At 70.4% G+C, this 20,246-nt stretch carries 24 protein-coding genes and 1 pseudogene; 14 read left to right on the top strand and 11 right to left on the bottom strand.

The window, feature by feature from the left end:
- Window positions 1-195: 195 nt before the first annotated feature.
- From ACIOHP_RS30140 to ACIOHP_RS30125, 4 genes and pseudogenes are all read left to right on the top strand, one after another.
- Window positions 196-1,036, top strand: a pseudogene (locus tag ACIOHP_RS30140) (helix-turn-helix transcriptional regulator).
- A gap of 294 nt (window positions 1,037-1,330) precedes the next feature.
- Complete coding sequence (locus tag ACIOHP_RS30135) at window positions 1,331-1,924, top strand: TetR/AcrR family transcriptional regulator (protein ID WP_401892336.1); 594 nt, start codon at window positions 1,331-1,333, stop codon at window positions 1,922-1,924.
- A 106-nt stretch (window positions 1,925-2,030) separates the two neighbouring features.
- On the top strand, window positions 2,031-2,768 hold the full coding sequence (locus ACIOHP_RS30130) for an NADPH-dependent F420 reductase (RefSeq protein WP_401892335.1): 738 nt from the start codon (window positions 2,031-2,033) through the stop codon (window positions 2,766-2,768).
- Between the two features lie 262 nt (window positions 2,769-3,030).
- Entirely contained in the window at window positions 3,031-3,732 is a 702-nt protein-coding gene (locus ACIOHP_RS30125) for a nitroreductase (protein ID WP_401892333.1), read from the top strand.
- A gap of 84 nt (window positions 3,733-3,816) precedes the next feature.
- Here ACIOHP_RS30125 and ACIOHP_RS30120 read toward each other — a convergent pair whose 3' ends face one another.
- The 5 genes from ACIOHP_RS30120 to ACIOHP_RS30100 all read right to left on the bottom strand — a co-directional run bounded on the left by ACIOHP_RS30120 (window position 3,817) and on the right by ACIOHP_RS30100 (window position 6,931).
- Window positions 3,817-4,422, bottom strand: coding sequence for a dihydrofolate reductase family protein (locus ACIOHP_RS30120; RefSeq protein ID WP_401892331.1), 606 nt, complete (start codon window positions 4,420-4,422; stop codon window positions 3,817-3,819).
- Window positions 4,423-4,509: 87 nt separating this feature from the next.
- A complete protein-coding gene (locus tag ACIOHP_RS30115; RefSeq protein WP_401892329.1) occupies window positions 4,510-4,950 on the bottom strand; it encodes an META domain-containing protein in 441 nt (146 codons plus the stop codon).
- A 154-nt stretch (window positions 4,951-5,104) separates the two neighbouring features.
- Window positions 5,105-6,082 (bottom strand): thioredoxin-disulfide reductase, encoded by a 978-nt coding sequence (gene trxB / locus ACIOHP_RS30110; protein ID WP_401892328.1) that lies wholly within the window; start codon window positions 6,080-6,082, stop codon window positions 5,105-5,107.
- Between the two features lie 5 nt (window positions 6,083-6,087).
- A complete protein-coding gene (locus tag ACIOHP_RS30105; protein WP_401892326.1) occupies window positions 6,088-6,507 on the bottom strand; it encodes an arsenate reductase ArsC in 420 nt (139 codons plus the stop codon).
- Window positions 6,508-6,517: 10 nt separating this feature from the next.
- Entirely contained in the window at window positions 6,518-6,931 is a 414-nt protein-coding gene (locus tag ACIOHP_RS30100) for a low molecular weight phosphatase family protein (protein WP_401892325.1), read from the bottom strand.
- 102 nt (window positions 6,932-7,033) lie between these two features.
- Between ACIOHP_RS30100 and ACIOHP_RS30095 the strand changes: the two genes are divergently transcribed.
- The 3 genes from ACIOHP_RS30095 to ACIOHP_RS30085 are packed head-to-tail and all read left to right on the top strand — an operon-like array spanning window position 7,034 to window position 9,229.
- Window positions 7,034-7,348 carry an ArsR/SmtB family transcription factor gene (locus tag ACIOHP_RS30095; protein WP_401892323.1) on the top strand — a complete coding sequence of 105 codons (315 nt, stop codon included), beginning with the start codon at window positions 7,034-7,036 and terminating at the stop codon, window positions 7,346-7,348.
- Window positions 7,349-7,385: 37 nt separating this feature from the next.
- A complete protein-coding gene (locus tag ACIOHP_RS30090; protein WP_401892321.1) occupies window positions 7,386-8,162 on the top strand; it encodes an aquaporin in 777 nt (258 codons plus the stop codon).
- On the top strand, window positions 8,159-9,229 hold the full coding sequence (locus ACIOHP_RS30085) for an ArsO family NAD(P)H-dependent flavin-containing monooxygenase (RefSeq protein WP_401892319.1): 1,071 nt from the start codon (window positions 8,159-8,161) through the stop codon (window positions 9,227-9,229). Before ACIOHP_RS30090 ends, ACIOHP_RS30085 begins: the two co-directional genes overlap by 4 nt.
- On the opposite strand, the gene ACIOHP_RS30080 is transcribed toward ACIOHP_RS30085, so the two are convergent.
- Both ACIOHP_RS30080 and ACIOHP_RS30075 read right to left on the bottom strand, forming a co-directional pair.
- Entirely contained in the window at window positions 9,195-9,743 is a 549-nt protein-coding gene (locus ACIOHP_RS30080; protein WP_401892317.1) for a DinB family protein, read from the bottom strand. The genes ACIOHP_RS30085 and ACIOHP_RS30080 overlap by 35 nt on opposite strands.
- Before the next feature lie 29 nt (window positions 9,744-9,772).
- Window positions 9,773-10,132, bottom strand: coding sequence for a metalloregulator ArsR/SmtB family transcription factor (locus ACIOHP_RS30075; protein WP_351687039.1), 360 nt, complete (start codon window positions 10,130-10,132; stop codon window positions 9,773-9,775).
- An 83-nt stretch (window positions 10,133-10,215) separates the two neighbouring features.
- Here ACIOHP_RS30075 and ACIOHP_RS30070 point away from each other — a divergent pair, with 83 nt between their 5' ends.
- The 5 genes from ACIOHP_RS30070 (at window position 10,216) to ACIOHP_RS30050 (ending at window position 14,486) form a co-directional block, all read left to right on the top strand.
- The gene (locus ACIOHP_RS30070) at window positions 10,216-10,572 is read left to right on the top strand and encodes an ArsR/SmtB family transcription factor (protein WP_401892315.1); all 357 of its coding nucleotides are present in this window, start codon (window positions 10,216-10,218) and stop codon (window positions 10,570-10,572) included.
- A gap of 123 nt (window positions 10,573-10,695) precedes the next feature.
- Complete coding sequence (locus ACIOHP_RS30065; protein ID WP_401892313.1) at window positions 10,696-12,075, top strand: NAD(P)-binding domain-containing protein; 1,380 nt, start codon at window positions 10,696-10,698, stop codon at window positions 12,073-12,075.
- Between the two features lie 28 nt (window positions 12,076-12,103).
- Window positions 12,104-12,574, top strand: a complete 471-nt coding sequence (locus ACIOHP_RS30060; RefSeq protein WP_401892311.1) for an ArsI/CadI family heavy metal resistance metalloenzyme — start codon at window positions 12,104-12,106, stop codon at window positions 12,572-12,574.
- Between the two features lie 7 nt (window positions 12,575-12,581).
- On the top strand, window positions 12,582-13,790 hold the full coding sequence (locus tag ACIOHP_RS30055; protein WP_401892310.1) for an MFS transporter: 1,209 nt from the start codon (window positions 12,582-12,584) through the stop codon (window positions 13,788-13,790).
- Window positions 13,791-13,925: 135 nt separating this feature from the next.
- Complete coding sequence (locus tag ACIOHP_RS30050; RefSeq protein ID WP_401892308.1) at window positions 13,926-14,486, top strand: DM13 domain-containing protein; 561 nt, start codon at window positions 13,926-13,928, stop codon at window positions 14,484-14,486.
- Between the two features lie 137 nt (window positions 14,487-14,623).
- Here the strand turns inward: ACIOHP_RS30050 and ACIOHP_RS30045 are convergent, their stop codons facing one another.
- From ACIOHP_RS30045 to ACIOHP_RS30030, 4 genes are all read right to left on the bottom strand, one after another.
- A complete protein-coding gene (locus ACIOHP_RS30045; RefSeq protein ID WP_401892307.1) occupies window positions 14,624-15,880 on the bottom strand; it encodes an MFS transporter in 1,257 nt (418 codons plus the stop codon).
- A gap of 116 nt (window positions 15,881-15,996) precedes the next feature.
- Window positions 15,997-16,536 (bottom strand): cyclophilin-like fold protein, encoded by a 540-nt coding sequence (locus ACIOHP_RS30040; RefSeq protein WP_401892306.1) that lies wholly within the window; start codon window positions 16,534-16,536, stop codon window positions 15,997-15,999.
- 17 nt (window positions 16,537-16,553) lie between these two features.
- Window positions 16,554-17,219 (bottom strand): SDR family NAD(P)-dependent oxidoreductase, encoded by a 666-nt coding sequence (locus ACIOHP_RS30035; protein ID WP_401892305.1) that lies wholly within the window; start codon window positions 17,217-17,219, stop codon window positions 16,554-16,556.
- A 68-nt stretch (window positions 17,220-17,287) separates the two neighbouring features.
- Window positions 17,288-18,304, bottom strand: coding sequence for a zinc-dependent alcohol dehydrogenase family protein (locus ACIOHP_RS30030; protein WP_401892304.1), 1,017 nt, complete (start codon window positions 18,302-18,304; stop codon window positions 17,288-17,290).
- 172 nt (window positions 18,305-18,476) lie between these two features.
- On the opposite strand from ACIOHP_RS30030, the gene ACIOHP_RS30025 reads away from it, so the two are divergent.
- On the top strand, window positions 18,477-19,361 hold the full coding sequence (locus ACIOHP_RS30025) for a helix-turn-helix domain-containing protein (protein ID WP_401892303.1): 885 nt from the start codon (window positions 18,477-18,479) through the stop codon (window positions 19,359-19,361).
- Window positions 19,358-20,227 (top strand): helix-turn-helix domain-containing protein, encoded by an 870-nt coding sequence (locus ACIOHP_RS30020; protein ID WP_401892302.1) that lies wholly within the window; start codon window positions 19,358-19,360, stop codon window positions 20,225-20,227. Before ACIOHP_RS30025 ends, ACIOHP_RS30020 begins: the two co-directional genes overlap by 4 nt.
- Window positions 20,228-20,246: the final 19 nt, after the last annotated feature.

Here is a 20,246-nt window from a genome sequence, read left to right as displayed (position 1 = left end):
AGTGGCGCGAGCGCCCGGCCGACACGGCGAACACCGTCGCCTCGGCAGCCGTCTCCCAGCGGCCGAGTGATCGCCGGGTCGGCCGGCTGCGGGGCCTTCCGCCCCATGAGCAGCTTCACGCGGGCCGGAGAGCAGCGCTCATCCATGGATCGGCGGTCCCTGGATAGCCGGGGAGGACGAGGCGAGGATGGGGGGATGGACAAGAAGGAACTGGCGGCATTCCTGCGCCACCGGCGTGAGACCTTGCGCCCCCGCGACGTCGGGCTGGCCGAGGGCCCGCGCAGACGTACACAGGGGTTGCGCCGAGAGGAGGTCGCGCAGCTCGCCGGAATGTCCACCGACTACTACGCCCGGCTGGAACAGCAGCGTGCTCCGCAGCCTTCCGTCCAGATCACCGCGGCTCTCGCCCGTGCACTGCGGCTGTCCCTGGACGAACGCGACCATCTCTTCGTCCTCATCGGCCACAACGCCCCGGCCCGCTTCCATCGCTCCGAACACGTCAACCCGCCGCTGATGCGGGTCCTGGACCGTCTGGACGACTCCCCGGCCATGGTGCAGACCGACCTGCTCGACACCCTCGCGATGAACCCCTTGGCCGTCGCGCTGCTCGGCGACCAGACCCGCCACACCGGTCTGGCCGGCAGCGGCTACTACCGCTGGTTCATGGACCCGGCCGACCGTCTGATGGTTCCCGAGGAGAACCGCGAACGCCACGGCCGCGCCCAGGCAGCCCGCTTGCGGGCCGCGCTGACATCCGGCAGCGACACCCCCCCGAGCAGCCCGGATACTCGCCGAACTCCAGGAGCACAGCCCCGAGTTCGTCCGCATGTGGGAACTTCAAGAAGTCGCGCAACGCTACGAAGACTGCAAGACCATCCTCCATCCCGAACTCGGCCGCATCGATGTCGACGCCCAGCTCCTGTTCACCGAGAACCGCGCCCAGACTCTGGTGGTGCTGACCACGCGCCCCGGCACGGAGAGTCACAGCAAACTCGAACTGCTCTCCGTCATCGGACACCAGCAGCTCACCCCCTGACGTCCTGGGCCGGGGGACGGGTTCGCGGGCGGCGGCTTGGCCGTCGAGGCGCTTCTCGCGGATGTACTCGCATTCGGAGTCGGCCTTGCCTGCGAAGAACGCGAGGAGCACGGTGCCGTGTCCGGGCGGTGCCCGGGGACGGCCAGGGCCTCAGCGCCGCCGCGGCCTGGCCGCTTCTCCTGAGTGATCGGGCCGCCGGTTTGACCGGATGCCGCCTCCGTTTTACTCTCGAATGCATACGGAGGCAGCATCCGCTTTGCTGCGGCCGCCAGATCACGACAGGCAGGAGGGCGCATGAGCGCCGACGAACAGCGAGGACGCAAGCCCCGCGCGGACGTCCAGCGCAACCGCGCGGCCCTCCTGGAGACCGCGCAGCGTCACTTCCTGCAGCACGGGGTCGGGACCTCCCTGGAAGCGGTGGCCAAGGAGGCGGGCGTCGGGCCCGGCACCCTGTACCGGCACTTCCCCACCCGGGAAGCGCTGCTGGCGGCCGTACTGCAGACACGCTCCGAGGAGCTGGTCGCCCGCCAGGCCGACATCGACCAGCTCGGCGACCCGGCCGAGGCGCTGGAGCAGTGGCTGCGGGCGATGGAGGAGTACTTCAGCGCCTTCAGCGGGCTGCCGGACCCGCTCATGGCCGCGGCCCGGGCGCAGGAGCCGGACAACCCGCTCACGATTCCCTGCCACATCCTCATCTCCGCCACCGATCAGTACGTGCGGACCGCGCAGCTCGCGGGGCGCGTGCGCGCCTCGGTGCGCGGAGAGGACCTGTTCCTCGCCGCCTGTTCCGTCGCCTGGATCAAGGGCGCCGGCGCCGAGGAGGAGTCACTCGACCGGCTCCGCACCCTCATCGCGAGCGGCTACCGCGAGCAAGGCACCCAGGCGTAAACCGCCGGGCACTCCGTCCCGACCCCCGCCGCGCCAGGCGGCATCACCCCACAGCCATCACCTCGCGCCGCCCTGAGGGATGGCGCAACCTTGCAAGGAACAAATCATGAAAATTACTGTCATAGGCGCCGGTGCCATCGGCGGGAACCTCGCCGCCAAGCTCAGCACGGCGGGCCACGATGTCCAGGTGGCCGACGCCCGCGGCCCCGAAGCCGTCCGGGCGGAGGTGCTGGAGTCCGGGGCCCGCGCGGTGGACCTTGCCGACGCCGTCCAGGGCCGGGACGTCATCGTCCTGTCGATCCCCTTCGGAGTGGCGGGCCGGCTGGCCGACGTGTTCGCGTCGGTGCCCGAGGAGACGGTGGTCATCGACACCGCGAACTACTACCCCGGCATGCTCAGCGAGCCGATCGAGGCGGTGGACAACGGCCAGGTCGAGAGCGTGTACACCGCCGGGCAGCTCGGCCGCCCGGTGGTCAAGGCGTGGAACGCCGCGCTGGCCGAGACCCAGCGGACCAAGGGCGTCCCGCCCGGAACGCCCGGCCGCCTCGCCATCCCCGTCTCAGGCGACAGCGATCAGGCGCGGAAGGTGGCCATGAGCCTGGTCGACGACACCGGCTTCGACCCCTACGACGCCGGCCCCCTGGCCGACTCCTGGCGCCAGCAGCCCAACAGCCCCGCCTACTGCACCGAACTCACCCTCGACGAACTGCCGGCAGCCCTGGCCGCAGCCGACCGCGCCAAGGACGCGGCCGTGCGTGACAGCCTCCCGCAACGCTTCGCCGCCCTCGGCGCCAACCCCACCGTCGACGACGTCGTCGAGATGAACCGCGCCGCCCACCGCTGAACCACCCGACACCGCTCTCATACACGCGATCGAACGAGAGCGGCACACAAGACGAACACGAAGAGCGCACAGTCCCCGCTGCAGCCTGCAAGCCCGCAATCTCGGCACGCCGCTGCCTGCGAGCAGCCGCATGCCCGCCGGCGCTCCCGCAGAGTGCGTCCGCGGCCGGCCCCCCGCACCGCCTGCCCCGCGCCTGGCCCGCCGTACTGCACTGCGCCGTGGCCGCCGCGGCGGTGACTGCGCGCCATGGAGAGGAACCGCCGTGCCCGGCACCGCATCACCCTTCACCGACATCGCACGCTCCCGACGCTCCCCCCGAAGGTTCCTGCCCGCCGCCCTGTCCTCTTCGGACATCCGCGGCGTGCTGGAAGACGCACAGACCGCCCCCTCGAACAGCAACACCCAGCCCTGGACGGTGCACGTCGTCTCGGGTGCGGCCCGCGACGCCCTGGCCCAAGACCTGCTCCGGGCCGAGGAGGAGGGACGGACCTCCCAGGATTTCACCGACGGCTACGGCGAGGAGGGCATCTACGTCGAGCGGTCGCGGGCCCTGGGCGCGAGTGTCTACCGGGCGCGGGGCGTCGAGCGCTCGGACCGGGGCGGCAGGAGGGCGGCGGTCCGCGAGAACCTGGAGTTCTACGGTGCTCCCCATGCCGCCTTCCTGTTCATGCCGGCCCTCGGCGACGGGGTACGGACGGCCGGCGACATCGGCATGTACGCGCAGAACTTCCTGCTCTCGCTGGCGGCCCGGGGGCTGGCCGGCATCCCGCAGACCGTACTCGGCGTCTACGCCGACACCGTCCGAGAGTTCCTGGGTGTCCCCGTGGAGCTCAAGCTGCTGTTCGGCATCTCCTTCGGCATGGCTGACCCGTCGGCGCCGGTGAACACACTTCGCACCGAGCGGGTTCCACTGCGGCGGAGCGTGGTCCTGCATGACACCCCGGGAGTCCTCGACAGGCCGTAGGTCCTGCTACCGCACGCTGGGGTGAGCCGTGCCCTCCCGGTCCGGGAAGGCGGCTCCGAGCGGCAGGCCGTCACGGCGTCGATCCTAGTAACTGTCGTAACTGGGCTTGCCGTTCGGCCGGTAGACGCCGACGACGGTGCCCCCCTTCGTCGTCGAGACGCTGACCGGCTCCAGCGCCGTGGGGATCGCTCCGTCGGCGAACAGCCGCTTGCCGGTGCCGATGATCACCGGATGGATGGTCAGCCGGAACTCGTCGACCAGCCCATGCCGCATGAGGGTCTGGGCGAGGTCGCCGCTGCCGACGACGTTGATGTTGCCGCCGTCGGACGCTTTCAGGTCGCGTACGGCGTCGGCGATGTCGCCCTCCAGCAGTGTGGAGTTCTGCCACTCGACGGACGTCAGGGTCCGAGACGCCACGTACTTGTGCATGCTGTTCATCCGAGCGGTGAACGGGTTGCCGGGATCGGCGGTCGGCCAGTACGAGGCGAAGATGTCGTACGTCTTGCGGCCGAGCAGCATCGCGTCGGCGGGCTCGTACCAACCGGCGATGGCCGCGCCGACCTCGTCGTCGTCCACCGGCTTCTGCCAGCCGCCGTGCTCGAAGCCGCTCTCAGCGTCCTCGTCCGGACCGCCCGGCGCCTGCATGACGCCGTCCAGCGTCAGGAACGTGCAAACGATGATCTCGCGCATGGTGCGCTCCCTTCGTCGACGGGTAGACCGCACAGCCGCCGAAAACTCATCGGCTGAAGCCCCGTGGGGCAGCACAAGGGCGAAGTCTCACCGCCTCAGGGTGATGACGTGGCCTTCCGGGCCCGCGAGGGTGAGTGTGCGGGCGGTTACTCGGGCCTCGTAGGTGCCGGCGGGGGGTACGACGTCGACGTGGTCGGCCGGGTAGCAGGCGACCAACGTCGTCCCGTAGTTGCCGTCGAAGGTGACCGCGGACTGGTCGGCATTCACGACCACGTTGCCCCTGAGGCTGTTGCATCCGTCGTAGCCGGTGAAGGAGTGCTTGTCGTCGTTGAACGTCAGCCCCGCTCGGGAACCCTTCGGCACGGGGTGAGTGACGCCGTCGGCGGTGATGGTGTGGGCGTGCCATGTGACACCGGTGAGGGCGGGCGGCGCGGTGCGTGAGCCGTCAGCGCCGGATTGAGCGAAGGACGTGGTCGTGAGGGCGACGGTCGCAAGGACGGTGGCGGAGAGGAGCAAGGTCCGCTTCATGCCCTTGTGACGCGGCGGCAGAGAGTACGGTTCCGGTGCCACGTGAGCGAACTGCGCAGCGTCGTCATGGTCGCGCACGTCGCGAGGTGTAAGCCTTCGCGTTCGCCTTCATTGCGGGCTACGGGACTGGCCAACGACCACGTTGCCACGTGCCTCATCCGCCCTCGAGGTAGCGCTCGGCGTCGAGGGCGGCCTGGCAGCCGCTGGCGGCGGCGGTGATGGCCTGGCGGTAGGTGTGGTCGACGACGTCGCCGGCGCCGAAGACGCCCGGGATGTTCGTGCGGGTCGACGGCGACTGGACCTTGAGGTAGCCGGCGTCGTCCAACTCCAGCCGGCCTGTGAAGAGTTCGGTACGAGGGTAGTGGCCGATCGCGATGAACAGGCCGGTCACGTCCAGGTGGCGGGTCTTGCCGGTGAGGACGTCGCGCAGCACGACCCCGGCGAGTTTGCCGTCCGCTTCCTTGATCTCCGAGATCTCGCTGTCGAAGGCGAAGGAGATCTTGTCGTCGGCGAAGGCGCGGTTCTGCATGACCTGGGAGGCGCGCAGGATGGAGCGGCGGTGGACGACGGTCACGGAGCGGGCGAAGCGGGTGAGGAAGGTGGCCTCCTCCATGGCGGTGTCGCCGCCGCCGACGACCACGATGTCGCGGTCGCGGAAGAAGAAGCCGTCGCAGGTGGCGCACCAGGAGACGCCTCGGCCGGAGAGCTCGTCCTCCTTCGGGAGGCCCAGTTTGCGGTAGCCGGAGCCGGTCGCGACGATCACGGTCTTCGCGCGGTGCACCGTGCCCGCGGTGTCGGTGACGGTCTTGACGTCGCCGCGCAGATCGACCTCGACGATGTCGTCGTCGACCATCTCGGCCCCGAAGCGCACCGCCTGGGCGCGCATGTTCTCCATGAGGACCGGGCCGTCGATGCCCTCGGGGAAGCCGGGGAAGTTCTCGACCTCGGTGGTCGTGGTGAGCGCGCCGCCTACGAAGATCGCGCCGCCGAAGACGAGGGGCTTGAGGTCGGCGCGGGCGGTGTAGAGGGCCGCGGTGTATCCGGCGGGGCCGGAGCCGATGACGATGACCTCGCGTGTGCCGTCACTACCGGTCGCGCACCTCGCGCCGGTCGTGTCGGTTCCGTTGGTCACTGAGGTCACGCCTCCCGCTTCGCGTCGATCTCGGCGATCAGCGCCTCGATGCGCGTCTTGATCTCGTCCCGGATCGGGCGGACGGCCTGGACGCCCTTGCCCGCCGGGTCCTCGAGGGCCCAGTCGAGGTACGTCTTGCCGGGGAAGATCGGGCAGGCGTCGCCGCAGCCCATGGTGATGACGTAGTCGGACGCCTGGACGGCCTCGGTGGTCAGGATCTTCGGCTCGGCCGCGGAGATGTCGACCCCGACCTCCTGCATGGCCTCGACCGCGGACGGGTTGACCTGGTCGCCGGGGATGGAGCCGGCGGAGCGGACCTCGATCCGGTCGCCTGCGAGGTGGGTCAGGAAACCGGCGGCCATCTGGGAGCGCCCGGCGTTGTGGACGCAGACGAAGAGCACGGAGGCGAGCGGGCTGGAGGACATGGGTGCTTCCTTAGTACGAGGAGTGCGAGGTGTACGGGGTCCAGGCGCTCGGCAGCGAGTCGAGCAGTTCGGCGATGCGGGCGTAGATCTCGTCGTGGATGCGGCGCATGACGGCGATCGGGGCGCCCTCGGGGACGGTGACCGGCCAGTCCGGGTAGCGGCGGCCGGGCACGATCGGGCAGGCATCCCCACGGCCCATCGTGTTGACGATGCCGGCGGCCTGCACCAGCTCTTCGGTCAGCGGCTTCGGGGAGGAGCCCGCGCGATTCCCACCGGCCTCGGTGCGCACGTGCGCGACGACCGGCTCGACTTCGGCGGCAGGGTGCGTGCCGGGGGAGGAGGCGGTGATGTGGCTACGGACGCGGACGCTTACGTGCTTGGCGAGGCGTTCGTCGGGCGGGACGGGGGGTGGGGATGCGGTCATGGGAAACCCCTTCGGGGCGTGGGCCCCACGGGTGTGGGGATGCGGGCCCCAGGGTTCAGCCCGGGCTGGTATCAGCTCGGAGTGATGTGACAGTATCAGCCCATGATGACGTCAGTCGACACTGATCTGATGCGGGTTCTCGCGGACCCGCTCCGCCTCCAGATCGTCACCCTGCTCGCCAGGGAGACGCTCTGCAGCACGCACCTGATCGAGGAGACGGGGGCCAAGCAGACCAACCTCTCCAACCATCTGAAGGTGCTGCGCGAGGCCGGGGTCGTGGAGACCGAGCCCTGCGGCCGGTTCACCTACTACCGGCTCAAGCCCGACGTCATCGCCACCCTCGCGAGCCAGTTCGCCGACCTGGCGGAGACCGCGCGCGCCACCGCCGAGAACAACGTCAAGCGGTCCTGCCCCTGATCACCGTCGCTGCGGCGACCGCAATGAAGGAGTCCTGTTGACCGCCACCGAGGCCGCCGAGCACGACAGAACCGGTGAGGCCGCCATGGCCGGCGAACCGCAGCCCGCGCCGGGCACCACGCCACCCCGTACCCCGCTGACGTCCCGGGCCGCGGCCGAACTGCTCGGTACCGCACTCCTCGTCGCCATCGTGATCGGCTCCGGCATCCAGGCGACCGAACTCACGCAAGACGTCGGCGTCCAGTTGCTGGCGAACTCGATCGCCACCGTCTTCGGCCTCGGCATTCTGATCCTGCTGCTCGGCCCGGTGTCGGGCGCGCACTTCAACCCCGTCGTCACGCTGGCCGAGTGGTGGACCGCGCGACGCGGCGGCGACGGTGTCACGGCCCGCGAGGTCGCGGCGTACGTCCCCGCGCAGATCGTCGGCGCGATCGCGGGCGCCGTCCTGGCGGACGCGATGTTCGACAAGCCCTTGGTGGAGTGGTCCACGCACGACCGCTCAGCCGGCCATCTGCTGCTGGGCGAGGTGGTGGCGACCGCCGGGCTCGTCCTGCTGATCTTCGGCCTCGCCCGCACGAACCAGCTCCGGTTCGCACCGGTGGCCGTGGCCTCGTACATCGGTGCCGCCTACTGGTTCACGTCGTCCACGTCCTTCGCGAACCCGGCGGTGACGATCGGCCGGACCTTCAGCGACACGTTCGCGGGCATCGCGCCGGGCTCGCTGCCGGGCTTCATCGGCGCCCAACTCGTGGGCGGGGTCGTCGGTCTGGCACTGGTGGCGCTCGTCTTCGCGCGTGGCCGGTCCGCTGCATGACCCGTCGAACGCAGGTGGTGGTGATCGGGGGCGGACAGTCCGGCCTGGCCGCCGGTTACCATCTGCGCCGCCTCGGCGTGGACTTCGTCATCCTCGACGCCCAGGCGACGGCCGGCGGTGCCTGGCAGCACATGTGGGACTCGCTTCACCTCTTCTCTCCGGCGGGCTTCTCCTCGCTGCCCGGCCGGCTCATGCCGCAGCAGGCGGGGCAGGAGTACCCGGACGCAGAGCATGTGGTGGCGTATCTGCGGGACTACGAGAAGCGTTACGAGCTGCCGATCGAACGGCCGGTGCGGGTGGCGGGCGTGCATCGGGACGGTGAACTCCTGCGTGTGGAGACCGACTCCGGGACCTGGCACGCCCGGGCGGTGATCAGCGCGACGGGCACGTGGTGGCGGCCCTTTCTCCCCGCTGTCCCAGGCAGGTCGCACTTCCAGGGGCGGCAGCTGCACACGGTGGAGTACCGCGGCCCGTACGACTTCGCCGGGCAGCGCGTCGTGGTCGTCGGGGGTGGCAACTCCGGCGCCCAGATCGCCGCCGACCTGGCCTACGACACCGAGCTGACCTGGGTCACCCCACGCCGGCCCCGCTACCTGGCCGACGACATCGACGGCCGCGCCCTCTTCGACGCGGCCACCGCCCGCCGCCGCGCCCTGGACGAGGGCCGCACGGACACGGGCGGCGTCGCGTCACTGGGCGACATCGTCGCCGTACCGCCTGTGCGCGAGGCCCGCGATCGGGGCCTGCTCAAGGCGAGCCCGATGTTCACCAGGCTCCTGCCCGGCGGAGTCGAGTGGTCCGACGGCACCCGTGCCGACGCCGATGCGATCATCTGGTGCACGGGATTCCGCCCCGCCCTCTCTCACCTGGCCCCGCTCCAACTCCGAGGCAGGCGCGGGCACATCGCCACCGAGGGCACCCAGGCTGTCGACGAGCCGCGCCTGCACCTGCTCGGCTACGGCGACTGGACCGGGCCTGCCTCGGCCACCCTCATCGGCGTCGGCCGCCCAGCCCGCGAAGCGGCCCGTGAGATCAGCGTGCTGCTTGCGGACCGGCAGGCAAGGTGAGTTGGCGACGGTGGAACTCGAAGTGCCGGGTCGGGTACCGGTACAGGTCCGCGATCGTCATGACGTCCTGGAAGAACGGGTCCCAGCGCGTCGGGTAGTGCATGGCCAGCGAGAAGTGGGCTTCCTGCTCGGCGTCGAGGCGCCGGTGCAGCCCGGCGATCACGCGGTCGAATGCCGCGCCCAGGCCGCGGCGTCCGAGCATCCTCGCGCCACCGAGCGGGCCGAGGTAGTTCACGACGTGGAAGGGCCGAGTGCCTGCGTCGAGGACGCGGGCGAAGGCCCGGCTCGCACCGCGCGGCAGCCGTCCGAAGAATCGCATCAGGACGAGCAGCGGCCTCATGAGGATGTATCCGAAGAGCATGTGGAACAGCAGTTGCCCGTTGGTCCACCGGGTGCCGTCGGTGGGCCTGCGCAGGTCGGCGTCGGTGGCGGCGTCGAGAAGCTCGTGGAATGCCGCACGGGCCTCTTCCAGTTCGTCGTGGACTGCCTGCCGGTCCGCCGACGGTCCGTCCATCGCTTTCACCCGCTTCCCGTCCGGTGGGCTCAGCCCAGGGAGCTGAGCATCCGCCCCATCGCGGCCACGACTGACGGCTCGACGCGGTAGTACACCCACGTACCGCGCCGCTCGGAGGTGAGCAGGCCGGCCTCCTTGAGCTTCTTCAAGTGATGGGAGACGGTCGGCTGGGAGACCCCGACGTCGGAGATGTCGCACACGCACGCCTCGCCGCCCTCATGTGAGGCCACCGCGGAGAACAGCCGCAGCCGCACCGGGTCTCCGAGCGCCTTGAACATCAGGGCTGTCTTCTCGGCCTCGTCGGCGGTCAGAGGCCGCTCGGTGAGCGGCGGGCAGCACGGGGCCACGGCCTCGGGTTCCAGCAGCGGCAGCACCTTCGTATTCGACATGCATCTATGTTGACACATGTCGAACCAGTCGGCGAGGAGTGGAGGTGTCTCATGCCCCTCATATCGACTATCGTCGATTATCGATGAAAGAATTTCTGGAACGTTCCGAGGCCGAGCGCTACGCGAGCTGGTTCAAGGCGCTGGCGGACCCCACCCGCATTCAGATCATGACCCTGCTGGCGCGCAGCGGTGAGCCCATGACCGTGGGGCGGATCGTCGAGGCCGTGGCGGTGGGGCAGTCGACGGTCTCGCATCACCTCAAGGGGCTGGCGGAGGTGGGCTTCGTCCTGGTGGAGCGAAAGGGTGCCTCCAGCTGGTACCGGCTGAACGAGGAGTGCGTCCACGCCTTCCCCTCGGCGGCCGATGTCGTCATGGGGCGCCCCGCACCGGCCCGCAGTGCAAGCAGTGCGTCGCGAGGGCGCCCCCGCGGCGAACCATGAGCATCGGCGCGTTCCGTGCGCCAGCATCCAGATTCGACAAGTGTCTATGTTGACGTCTATCGATACAGGTGCCATCCTTGGCGGCATAAGAGATCGACGGATGTCGAAACAAAGGGGAATCCAGTGGCTGAGTCCATCAACGGCGTGCCCACCACCGACCAGCTGCCCGTCGTGGTCATCGGAGCCGGCCCCATCGGCCTGGCCGCTGCCGCTCATCTCGTCGAGCGTGGCCTCGAACCACTGGTCCTGGAGGTAGGCCCGGCTGCGGGCGCCGCCGTGCGCGAGTGGTCGCACGTCCGTCTGTTCTCCACCTGGGGAGAGGTCATCGACCCGGCCGCGGAGAAGCTGCTGGCCCCGACCGGCTGGGTCCGCCCCGACGCCTCGACCTACCCGACCGGCGGCGAGTGGGCCGAGTACTACCTCCAGCCGCTCGCCGAAGTCCTCGGTGACAAGGTCCGCTACGGCACGGCGGTCACCGGTGTCGCCCGCGCCGGCCGCGACCGCATCGTCGATGCCGGCCGTGAGGAGCAGCCCTTCACCGTGCACATCGAGACCTCGGACGGCCGCGAGGAACGCCTCACCGCCCGCGCCGTCATCGACGCCTCCGGCACCTGGACCACGCCCTCCCCGATGGGCGCCGACGGCCTGCCCGCCCTCGGCGAGAAGGCCGCCGCCGGCCGCATCTCCTACCGCGTCCCGGACCTCGACGACCCGGCCGTACGCGCCCGTTACGCGGGCAGGCGCACCGCCGTCATCGGCTCAGGAGCCTCCGCTTTCACCGCCCTCGCTCTCCTCGCCGACCTCGCGAAGAAGGAGGACGGGACGCACGCGGTGTGGATCCTGCGGCGCGGCATCGGCTCGAACACCTACGGCGGCGGCGAGGCAGACCAACTCCCCGCACGCGGCGCCCTGGGCCTGCGTGCGAAGGCGGCCGTCGAGGCCGGTCACGCGAGCGCGGTCACCGGCTTCCGTACCCAGGCCGTCGAACGCGACGGCAACCGGCTCGTCCTCATCGCCGAGAGTGGTCGCCGCCTCGACCCGGTCGACGAGGTCATCGTCCTCACCGGCTTCCGCCCGGACCTCTCCTTCCTCTCCGAGCTCCGTCTCGGCCTCGACGAACGCCTCCAGGCCCCGACGGCCCTGGCCCCGTTGATCGACCCCAACGTCCACTCCTGCGGCACGGTCTACCCGCACGGCGTCAACGAGCTCTCCCACCCCGAGCGGGACGTCTACCTGGTCGGCATGAAGTCCTACGGCCGCGCCCCCACCTTCCTCGCCATGACCGGCTACGAGCAGGTCCGTTCCGTCACCGCCGCGATCGCCGGGGACCAAGAGGCCGCCGAGCGCGTCGAGTTGACCCTGCCGGAGACCGGAGTCTGCGGCGGCGCGGGCCTGTTCGACGAGCCGGAGAACGCCGAACAGTCCGGCGGCGGATGCTGCGCCGCCCCCACCACGCTCCAGATCGGCACCGCCGCCCCGGCCTCCACGACCGGCGGCTGCTGAACACCCCATCCACACCAGGAGGTTGACCATGACATCCCGCGTACAACTCGCCCTCCGCGTCCCGGATCTCGACGCGTCCATCGCCTTCTACAGCAAGCTCTTCGGCACCGAACCCGCCAAACTCCGCGACGGCTACGCCAACTTCGCCATCACCGAGCCACCGCTCAAACTCGTCCTGATCGAGGGAGCGGCAGGCGAGGCGACCCGCATGGACCATCTCGGCGTTGAGGTGGCGAGCACCGAGGAGGTCCACGCCGCCACCGCGCGGCTGAGCGGAGAAGGCTTGGCCACCGACGTCGAGAACGACACCACCTGCTGCTATGCCCTCCAGGACAAGGTCTGGGTCCACGGCCCCGGCCAGGAACCCTGGGAGGTGTACGTCGTCAAGGCCGACGCCGACTCCCTGGCCAAGCAGCAGGGCAGCACCTGTTGCGCCGACCCGACAACGGCCGACACCAGCGGCGCGAAGGAACCTGTCGCTACGGGCGGCTGCTGCTGATCCGCCGATGACCGGCCTTCACACCAGCGAGGCCGCGACCGGAACGGGAGACCGGTCGCGGCCTCGCGCCGCCCTGCCCGCCCTCTGCGCCAGTCAGATCACCAGCTGGGGCATCGTCTACTACGCCTTCCCGGTCCTCAACGTCCGCATCACGGCCGACACCGGCTGGTCGACGACCGCCACCACCGGAGCCTTCTCCGCTGCCCTGATCGTCTCCGCGCTCGCCGGGGTACCTGTCGGCCGAGTCCTCGACCGTCGAGGCCCACGCGCCGTGATGACCCTCGGATCCGTCCTCGGCGTCGCCGCGGTGCTGGCCCTCGCGTACGCACCGAACCTGACCGTCTTCACCCTGGCCTGGCTGCTCGCGGGACTGTCCATGGCGTCCACCTTCTACCAACCGGCCTTCGCCGCCCTCACTCGGTGGTGGGGAGAGGACCGCGTCCGCGCACTCACCATCGTCACCCTCGCCGGGGGCCTCGCCTCGACCGCCTTCGCACCCCTGACGGCAACCCTCGCCGAACACCTCAGCTGGCGCACCACGTACACCCTCCTGGCGTTGATCCTCGCCACCGTCACCATCCCGGCCCACGCCCTCGGCCTGCGAGCCCCCTGGCCGCCGGCCCCCGCGCACCCCACCGGACAGACCGACGACAACCGATCGGTCGCCCGCAGCCGCCCCTTCCTTCTGCTCGCCGCCGCGCTGACACTGAACGGCTTCGCGATGTACGCCGTCGTCATCGCCCTGGTCCCGCTGCTGACCGAACGCGGCGCGAGCCCCACCGCGGCCGCGTGGGCGCTCGGTCTCGGCGGCGCGGGCCAGACGCTGGGCCGCACCCTGTATTCCGCCCTCGCCCGCCGTACCGGCGTCACCACCCGCACGGTCACCCTGATCACGGCAGGCGGTGCGACAACCGCGGCGCTCGCCGTCGTATCAGGGCCGTACCCCCTCCTGCTCCTCCTGGCGGTCACAGCGGGCATGGTCCGAGGCAACCTCACCCTCCTCCAGGCCACCGCGGTCAGCGACCGCTGGGGCACCACCCATTACGGACGCCTCTCCGGCCTCCTGCTGGCACCCGTCACCATCGCCTCCGCAGTGGCTCCCTTCGCGGGAGCAGCCCTCGCGGGCGAACTCGGCGGCTATCCAGCGCTCTTTGGACTCCTGGCCGGGATCTCGGTCATTGCCGGTGTCCTGGCCGCGACGTCCGTCAGTCGCTGACGAAGAGTTCCATGACGCGAGGGAGCCCGTCCGGGGCCGAGGCGTAAGACTTCCGTCACCTTTCGCGGGCTGTGAGAGGGCCGTTCGCTGCGTTGAATGGGCAATGACAGGAAGCTTGCGGAAGGCGAGGCGGTAATGGGGCGGACGCAAAAGGCGCTGCGGGGGCGGCTGTTCATCAGTGGCCTGGTGGTGGCCGTCGCCGCGGTGGGGCTCGGGCTGTACTGGTTCCAGCCCTGGAAGCTGTGGCAGGACAAGACGGTGGACGAGGCGCTGCCCGGTGCCGTGGCCAGCTCCGCGCCTCCCGCGGTGGCGCCCTCCGCCGGCGACTCCGCGGCTGCCGGGCCGCGGACACTGGCGAGTGGCGAACTCCTCAGCCATGAGCACTCCACCTCGGGCACAGTGAAGCTGGTACGGCTCGCCGACGGCACCCACGTCGTCCGGTTGGAGCACCTCGACACGAGCAACGGGCCGGACCTGCGGGTGTGGTTGACCGACGCGCCGGTGAAGGAGAGGCGGGACGGCTGGCGGGTGTTCGACGACGGGGAGTACGTCAGTCTCGGCAAGCTCAAGGGGAACAAGGGCAGTCAGAACTACACCGTGCCCGATGACGCGGACCTGTCCCGCTACACCAGCGTCAGCATCTGGTGCGACCGCTTCGACGTCTCCTTCGGCGCGGCGGAACTGGCCCGCGCCTGAAGGAGGTTCACGGTCACCAGGGGCCCGGGCCCGTGGGCTCGGCTGAGCTCCTGCCGTGCGGCGCGAGCGTGCCCGGCAGGCTGCTGCCGTCGTTTCCGGGATCCCGCATGGTCGGTTGCTCCGTTCTCACGACTGACTCAGCGACGCGACCGTGTCTGCTCGCATACGTCCGTCAGCGCGTGGGCCGAGGCAGTGCGCTGAGCCACGATGCGGCTCCTGCCGGAGGTGCCGTGGACGGCGAGGGCGATGAGCGGGAGCAGGGTGAGGGCGGCGACGACCGTGCCGACCAGGGGCGGGCCGGTCAGCCCGAGGGAGGAGTCCAGGGCCGCACCCGCGACGAAGGAACCGCCGGCCACGCCGACATTGAACGCGGAGGTGGTCAGTGCGGAGGTGAGGGTGGGGGCGTCGCCGGCGAAGCGCATGGCGAGCGAGGTGACCACGGGGTTCACCGTGAATCCGGTCAGGCCCATGAGGAAGATCAGGACGGTGGCCGTGACCGCGTTGGTGGACAGCGGGATCATCAGGAACAGGACCAGGGCGGTGGCCGCGGCCGCGGTGATGGTGGTGGCCATCGGACGGCGCTCACCGAGACGGCCGCCGGTGGTGGTGCCGCCCAGGGCGCCGAGGCCGAAGGCGATGAGGACGAACGGGACGGCGCCCGCCGGGATCCCGGCACGGTCGGTCAGCAGTGGGGTGACGTAGCTGTAGGTCGCCAGGACACCGCCCATGATCAGCATGGCGGCGCTCAGCGCCAGCCAGAGCCGGCCCTGGCGCAGGGCACTGAACTCGGCGCGCGGGGAGACGGTCGGGCGCTGTTCCTGGGCGGGGATGAAACGCCCGATGGAGACGGCGGCGAGAGCGGAGAGGGCGGCCAGGGCCCAGAAGGGGCCGCGCCAGCCGGCGAACTGTCCGGCGTAGGAGCCGATGGGCACGCCGACGACGTTGGCCAGGGTCAGCCCACCGATCATGACGCCGGTGGCGCGGGTGGCCCTCTCGGAGCCCGCGGCGGCGGTGGCGACGACGAAACCGACGGACCAGAACGCCCCAGTGGCCAGCGCGGTGACGACGCGGGCGGCGAGGACGATGGTGAAGGAGGTGCTGAGGGCCGCCACCACGTGACCGAGGCTGAAGACGGCCAGGGCCAGGATCAGCGTCTGGCGCTGGGGCAGGCGCAGGGTGGCCAGGGCCATGGTCGGCGCACCGATGATCATGCCGATGGCGAAGGCGGTGATCAGCAGCCCGGTCTGGGAGGTGCTGACCCCGAGGCCGGCGGACAGTTCGGGCAGCAGTCCGGCGATGACGAACTCGGTGGTGCCCATCAGGAACGTACCTGCGGCCAGCACCCAGACGACGAAGGGGAGCTTGCCGGGGGTGGTTCCGGATGTGGAAGGCATGCGGAAGGTCTCTCCTTGAGTGGAATGACGGGATGGCGGGATGGCGGGATCGAATGCGGCCATGGGACGGGGAGGCCGCCGGAGTGGCCGGGGGCGGCCACCTGGCTGCCGACGTGTCAGGAGGCGGCTTCGATGGTGATGCGGTCGGCCGTGCCGAGCCGGTCGGTGTCGGCGTCGACGTGGCCGAGGATGAGCAGGTCGGCGGAGGCGGAGTCAGCGTCGCGGTAGAAGAGCGCCAGGTTGCCCCAGGGTGCGTAGTAGGCCAGGTCACCGGCCAGGGGCACGGCTGGGTCCGGGGCGCCGGAGGTGGTCAGCCTGCGCGGCAGGTACGCGATCCGCTCCGTCTGGTGGAAGTCCTCCAGATCGAGGGTGAGCGGGAGCAGGTCGGCGAAGTCGTGGGCGACAGGGCTGTCGTTCAGGGTGGCGTCGACGGGCCGGCCGTCGATGGTGACGCGGATGGCCATGGTGGTGTTCCTGTCGGCTGATGCACCGGGTGCGGCGGACGTCGATGTCTCCGGCCGCTCCGACGATGCCGGGGAGGAGGACCCGGAGGCCTGCGCGGCTGCTGATGAGTCGCCGGTACAGGCCGTCAGGACCAGCAGCAGTGCGGCTGCCGGAACGGTGCGGGCCAGGGCGCGGCGGGCGGCGCGGTTCATGGGAGAGCTCCGGGGACTCAGTCGGGGAGGGGCTCGGCGTAGTGGCGGAAGGCGTCACGCTCGCGGTGGATGGCGTAGAGGCGCTGGGCCAGGGCGTCGGGGCTGCTGTGTTCGGCGTCGGGTCGGATGGCGCCGGGGATGATCAGCTGGGCGACGTGGATGTTCTGCGGGGCGAGTGTGCCGTGGAGCATGTGGGCGTAGGCGCTCTCGGCGGCGAAGGCGATGGAGGTGCCGGCGACGTTCGGGTTGGGTCGGACGGCGCTGGAGCCGTTGACGAACAGCAGGGTGCCGCGCCCGAGTTCGCGCATGCCGGGCAGGACGGCGTTCACCGCGGTGACGGCGCCCTTGACGGAGAAGGCCAGGGGCGCGTCGAGGTCGTCGGCGCTCGTGTCGAGGACCGCCTTCATGAAGTCGGCGCGGGGCACGGGGCTGTACTGGAGGATCTCGATGGGCCCCAGGGCTGCTGCGGCCGCGTACAGGGCCGCGGTCAGGGACTCGATGTCGAGGACGTCGGCGGCGAAGCCACGGGCCTCGATACCCTCGCCGGCCAGTTCGGCGGTCAGGCCGTCCAGGCGCTGGGCGTTGCGGGCGATGAGAGCGACGGAGTGGCCCGCGGCTCCGAAGCGGCGGGCGGTGGAGAGCCCGAGGCCGGGGCCGGCACCGATGAGGGCGAAGGTGGTCACGGTGTGTCCTTGGTGAGGGGGAGGCCGGGCTTCGGGAGCCCGCCCCCGAGAGCGGGACGTGTGATAGGTCAGGGCTTCAGAAGCGCCTTGATGGCGCGGCGTTCGTCCATGGCCTTGTAGCCTTCGGCGACCTGGTCCAGGGGCAGAGTGAGGTCGAAGACCTTGCCCGGGTTGATACGGCCGGACAGGACCCGCTCGATCAGGTCGGGCAGGTAGCGGCGCACCGGGGCGGGGCCACCGCGCAGGCCGACCTGGGAGAAGAACAGCTCCTGGCCGTCGACCTGCACGTCGTGCGGGACGCCGACGAAGCCGACGTTGCCGCCGGGCCGGGCGGAGTGCAGGGCCTGGCGCATGGACTCGGGGGTGCCGACGCACTCCAGGACGCTGTCGGCACCGATGCCGCCGGTGAGGTCCTTGACGCGGGCGATGCCTTCGTCGCCGCGTTCGATGACGATGTCGGTGGCGCCGAACTCGAGGGCGAGCTGCTGGCGGGACGTATGGCGGCTCATCGCGATGATCCGTTCCGCGCCGAGCTCCTTGGCGGCGATGACGCCGCACAGGCCGACCGCGCCGTCGCCGACGACTATGGCGGTGGAGCCGGGCTTGACCTCGGCGTCGAGGGCGGCGTACCAGCCGGTGCCCATCACGTCGGATACGGCCAGCAGGCTGGGCACCAGCTCGCCGGAGGGGTGCTCGTCGGTGGCGACCAGAGTGCCGTGGGCGTTCGGGATGCGGATGTAGTCGGCCTGGCAGGTGCTCATGAACTCGCGGTGCAGACAGTTGGACTGCCAGCCGTTACGGCAGTTGGCGCAGGTGCTGTCCGAGGTGGCGAACGACCCGACCACGAACTGGCCCGGCTTGACGTGGGTGACCTCGCTGCCGACCTCCTCGACGATGCCGACGTACTCGTGCCCCATCGGATGGGGCTCGTCCACCGGCTCAGCGCCGCGGTAGGGCCACAGATCCGAACCGCACACACAGGTGGCGACCGTGCGGATGACAGCGTCGGTCGGCCGGCTGATCCGCGGGTCGTCCAGGGTCTCGAAGCGCACGTCGCCGGGGGCGTGAATGACTGCTCCGCGCATGATGGAGTGCTTCCTTCTGTACGAGGGTGGTGAGCCGCAGTCAAAGACAGGAATGACTGCTCGGAATCGAGCCTCACACTTGAGGGCGCGCGGGAAAAGCGGAGGAATTCATCGGGGGAGAGGAACATCCAGGGAGGAATTTCTCCCCCCTTCCCCGGGTGCGATCGATGTAATGCTGGGAAGCATGACCAGCAATGTCACCCTGAACGAACTGGGAGAGTTCCTCAAACAGCGACGCTCGAAGCTGAGCCCGCGCACGGTCGGACTTCCGTCGACCACCCGGCCGCGCCGCGTCGAGGGACTGCGCCGCGAGGAGGTCGCTCAGCTCGCCTCCATCAGCACGGACTACTACACCCGGCTCGAGCAGGGCCGTATGCAGGCCTCGGCTCCTGTGCTGGACACCATCGCCCGCGTCCTGCACCTGGACGACGACGAGCGCGGCCATCTGTTCCAGCTCGCGGGCAAAGCCACGGTCCGTATGCGGCGCCGTGGCGTGCAGAGAGTCCGCCCGCAATTGCAGCGGGTGCTGGAGGACCTCGCGTCCGTTCCGGCCATGGTCCTGGGGCGGCGCGGCGACATTCTGGCGTGGAACGCGCTGGCGGCAGCCCTGGTCACCGACTTCTCTCGTATCCCGGAGAAGCACCGCAACTACCCGCGACTCCTCTTCACCGAACCGTTGATGCGCGGCCTGTACGCCGACTGGGAGTCCGCTGCGCAGGTGACGGTGGCGCAGCTGCGGAGGGAAGCGGCGCGGTATCCCGAGGATCCCCGTCTGATCGCGCTGGTCGGTGAACTGTCCATGCGAGACCGGCAGTTCGCCCAGTGGTGGGGTGACCACCGGGTCGCGGCCCGCACCGCGGGCACCAAGACCCTGATCCATCCGGTCGTCGGAGAGGTCACCCTCGACTGCGACACCCTCACCGCCGACACCGGCCCCGACCAGTACATGACGGTCTGGACCGCCGCCCCGGGATCCCCCGCGCACGACAGTCTGCGCATCCTCGCCTCCTGGGCCGCCGACCACGACCTGCCGGCCTCATCAGGATGGGAAACATGACCAGCAACGTTCCTCTCAACGAGCTCGGCGAATTCCTCAAGAAGCGCCGCTCCGAACTGAGCCCGCGCACGGTCGGGCTGCCGGAGACGGGCGGGCCCCGCCGGGTGGCCGGACTGCGCCGCGAGGAGGTCGCTCAGCTCGCCTCCATCAGCACGGACTACTACACCCGGCTCGAGCAGGGCCGTATGCAGGCGTCGGCCCCTGTGCTGGACACCATCGCCCGCGTCCTCCACCTCGACGACGACGAGCGCGGCTACCTCTTCCAACTCGCGGGCAAGACCACCACCCGCACCCGGCGCCACGGCAGACAGAAGGTCCAGCCGCAGCTGCAGCGGGTACTCGACGACCTCACCGCCACCCCGGCCATCGTGCAGGGCCGGCGCGGAGACATTCTGGCGTGGAACGCGTTGGCGGCAGCCCTGGTCACCGACTTCTCCCGTATCCCGGAGAAGCACCGCAACTACCCGCGGCTCATCTTCACCGATCCGGCGATGCACGGCCTGTACGCCGACTGGGAGGGCTCGGCGCGGATCGCCGTGGCACAGCTGCGGATGGAAGCCGCGCAGTATCCCGAGGACCCCCGCCTCATCGAACTGGTCGGTGAACTGTCCACCCGGGACCAGCAGTTCGCCCAGTGGTGGGGTGACCACCGGGTCGCCTCCCGCACCGTGGGCACCAAGACCCTCAACCACCCGGTGGTCGGCGAACTCGTCCTGGACTGGGACACCCTCACCGCCAACACCGACCCCGACCAGCACCTGACGGTCTGGACCGCCGCCCCCGGTTCCGCCACCCACGAGCGGCTGGGCATCCTCGCCTCCTGGGCCGCCGACCAGAACCTGACGCCCTCTTCGCCCCTTCGCTGACCGGTGGCCTGGGACGGCA

The sequence above is a fragment of the Streptomyces sp. NPDC087859 genome (assembly GCF_044742595.1).
In the GTDB taxonomy this organism is placed as follows: domain Bacteria; phylum Actinomycetota; class Actinomycetes; order Streptomycetales; family Streptomycetaceae; genus Streptomyces; species Streptomyces canus_F.
Note: the sequence above shows the minus strand (reverse complement) of the source record. Positions and strands in the feature narration are given on the sequence as shown.

What these genes read in the sequence shown, in the direction of transcription:
- ACIOHP_RS30135 (WP_401892336.1), top strand. Translation starts at nt 1,331, where the DNA reads ATGAGCGCCGACGAACAGCGAGGACGCAAGCCCCGCGCGGACGTCCAG.
- ACIOHP_RS30130 (WP_401892335.1), top strand. Translation starts at nt 2,031, where the DNA reads ATGAAAATTACTGTCATAGGCGCCGGTGCCATCGGCGGGAACCTCGCC.
- ACIOHP_RS30120 (WP_401892331.1), bottom strand. Translation starts at nt 4,422, where the DNA reads ATGCGCGAGATCATCGTTTGCACGTTCCTGACGCTGGACGGCGTCATG.
- ACIOHP_RS30115 (WP_401892329.1), bottom strand. Translation starts at nt 4,950, where the DNA reads ATGAAGCGGACCTTGCTCCTCTCCGCCACCGTCCTTGCGACCGTCGCC.
- ACIOHP_RS30105 (WP_401892326.1), bottom strand. Translation starts at nt 6,507, where the DNA reads ATGTCCTCCAGCCCGCTCGCCTCCGTGCTCTTCGTCTGCGTCCACAAC.
- ACIOHP_RS30100 (WP_401892325.1), bottom strand. Translation starts at nt 6,931, where the DNA reads ATGACCGCATCCCCACCCCCCGTCCCGCCCGACGAACGCCTCGCCAAG.
- ACIOHP_RS30095 (WP_401892323.1), top strand. Translation starts at nt 7,034, where the DNA reads ATGATGACGTCAGTCGACACTGATCTGATGCGGGTTCTCGCGGACCCG.
- ACIOHP_RS30085 (WP_401892319.1), top strand. Translation starts at nt 8,159, where the DNA reads ATGACCCGTCGAACGCAGGTGGTGGTGATCGGGGGCGGACAGTCCGGC.
- ACIOHP_RS30080 (WP_401892317.1), bottom strand. Translation starts at nt 9,743, where the DNA reads ATGGACGGACCGTCGGCGGACCGGCAGGCAGTCCACGACGAACTGGAA.
- ACIOHP_RS30075 (WP_351687039.1), bottom strand. Translation starts at nt 10,132, where the DNA reads ATGTCGAATACGAAGGTGCTGCCGCTGCTGGAACCCGAGGCCGTGGCC.
- ACIOHP_RS30070 (WP_401892315.1), top strand. Translation starts at nt 10,216, where the DNA reads ATGAAAGAATTTCTGGAACGTTCCGAGGCCGAGCGCTACGCGAGCTGG.
- ACIOHP_RS30060 (WP_401892311.1), top strand. Translation starts at nt 12,104, where the DNA reads ATGACATCCCGCGTACAACTCGCCCTCCGCGTCCCGGATCTCGACGCG.
- ACIOHP_RS30055 (WP_401892310.1), top strand. Translation starts at nt 12,582, where the DNA reads ATGACCGGCCTTCACACCAGCGAGGCCGCGACCGGAACGGGAGACCGG.
- ACIOHP_RS30050 (WP_401892308.1), top strand. Translation starts at nt 13,926, where the DNA reads ATGGGGCGGACGCAAAAGGCGCTGCGGGGGCGGCTGTTCATCAGTGGC.
- ACIOHP_RS30045 (WP_401892307.1), bottom strand. Translation starts at nt 15,880, where the DNA reads ATGCCTTCCACATCCGGAACCACCCCCGGCAAGCTCCCCTTCGTCGTC.
- ACIOHP_RS30040 (WP_401892306.1), bottom strand. Translation starts at nt 16,536, where the DNA reads ATGAACCGCGCCGCCCGCCGCGCCCTGGCCCGCACCGTTCCGGCAGCC.
- ACIOHP_RS30030 (WP_401892304.1), bottom strand. Translation starts at nt 18,304, where the DNA reads ATGCGCGGAGCAGTCATTCACGCCCCCGGCGACGTGCGCTTCGAGACC.
- ACIOHP_RS30025 (WP_401892303.1), top strand. Translation starts at nt 18,477, where the DNA reads ATGCTGGGAAGCATGACCAGCAATGTCACCCTGAACGAACTGGGAGAG.
- ACIOHP_RS30020 (WP_401892302.1), top strand. Translation starts at nt 19,358, where the DNA reads ATGACCAGCAACGTTCCTCTCAACGAGCTCGGCGAATTCCTCAAGAAG.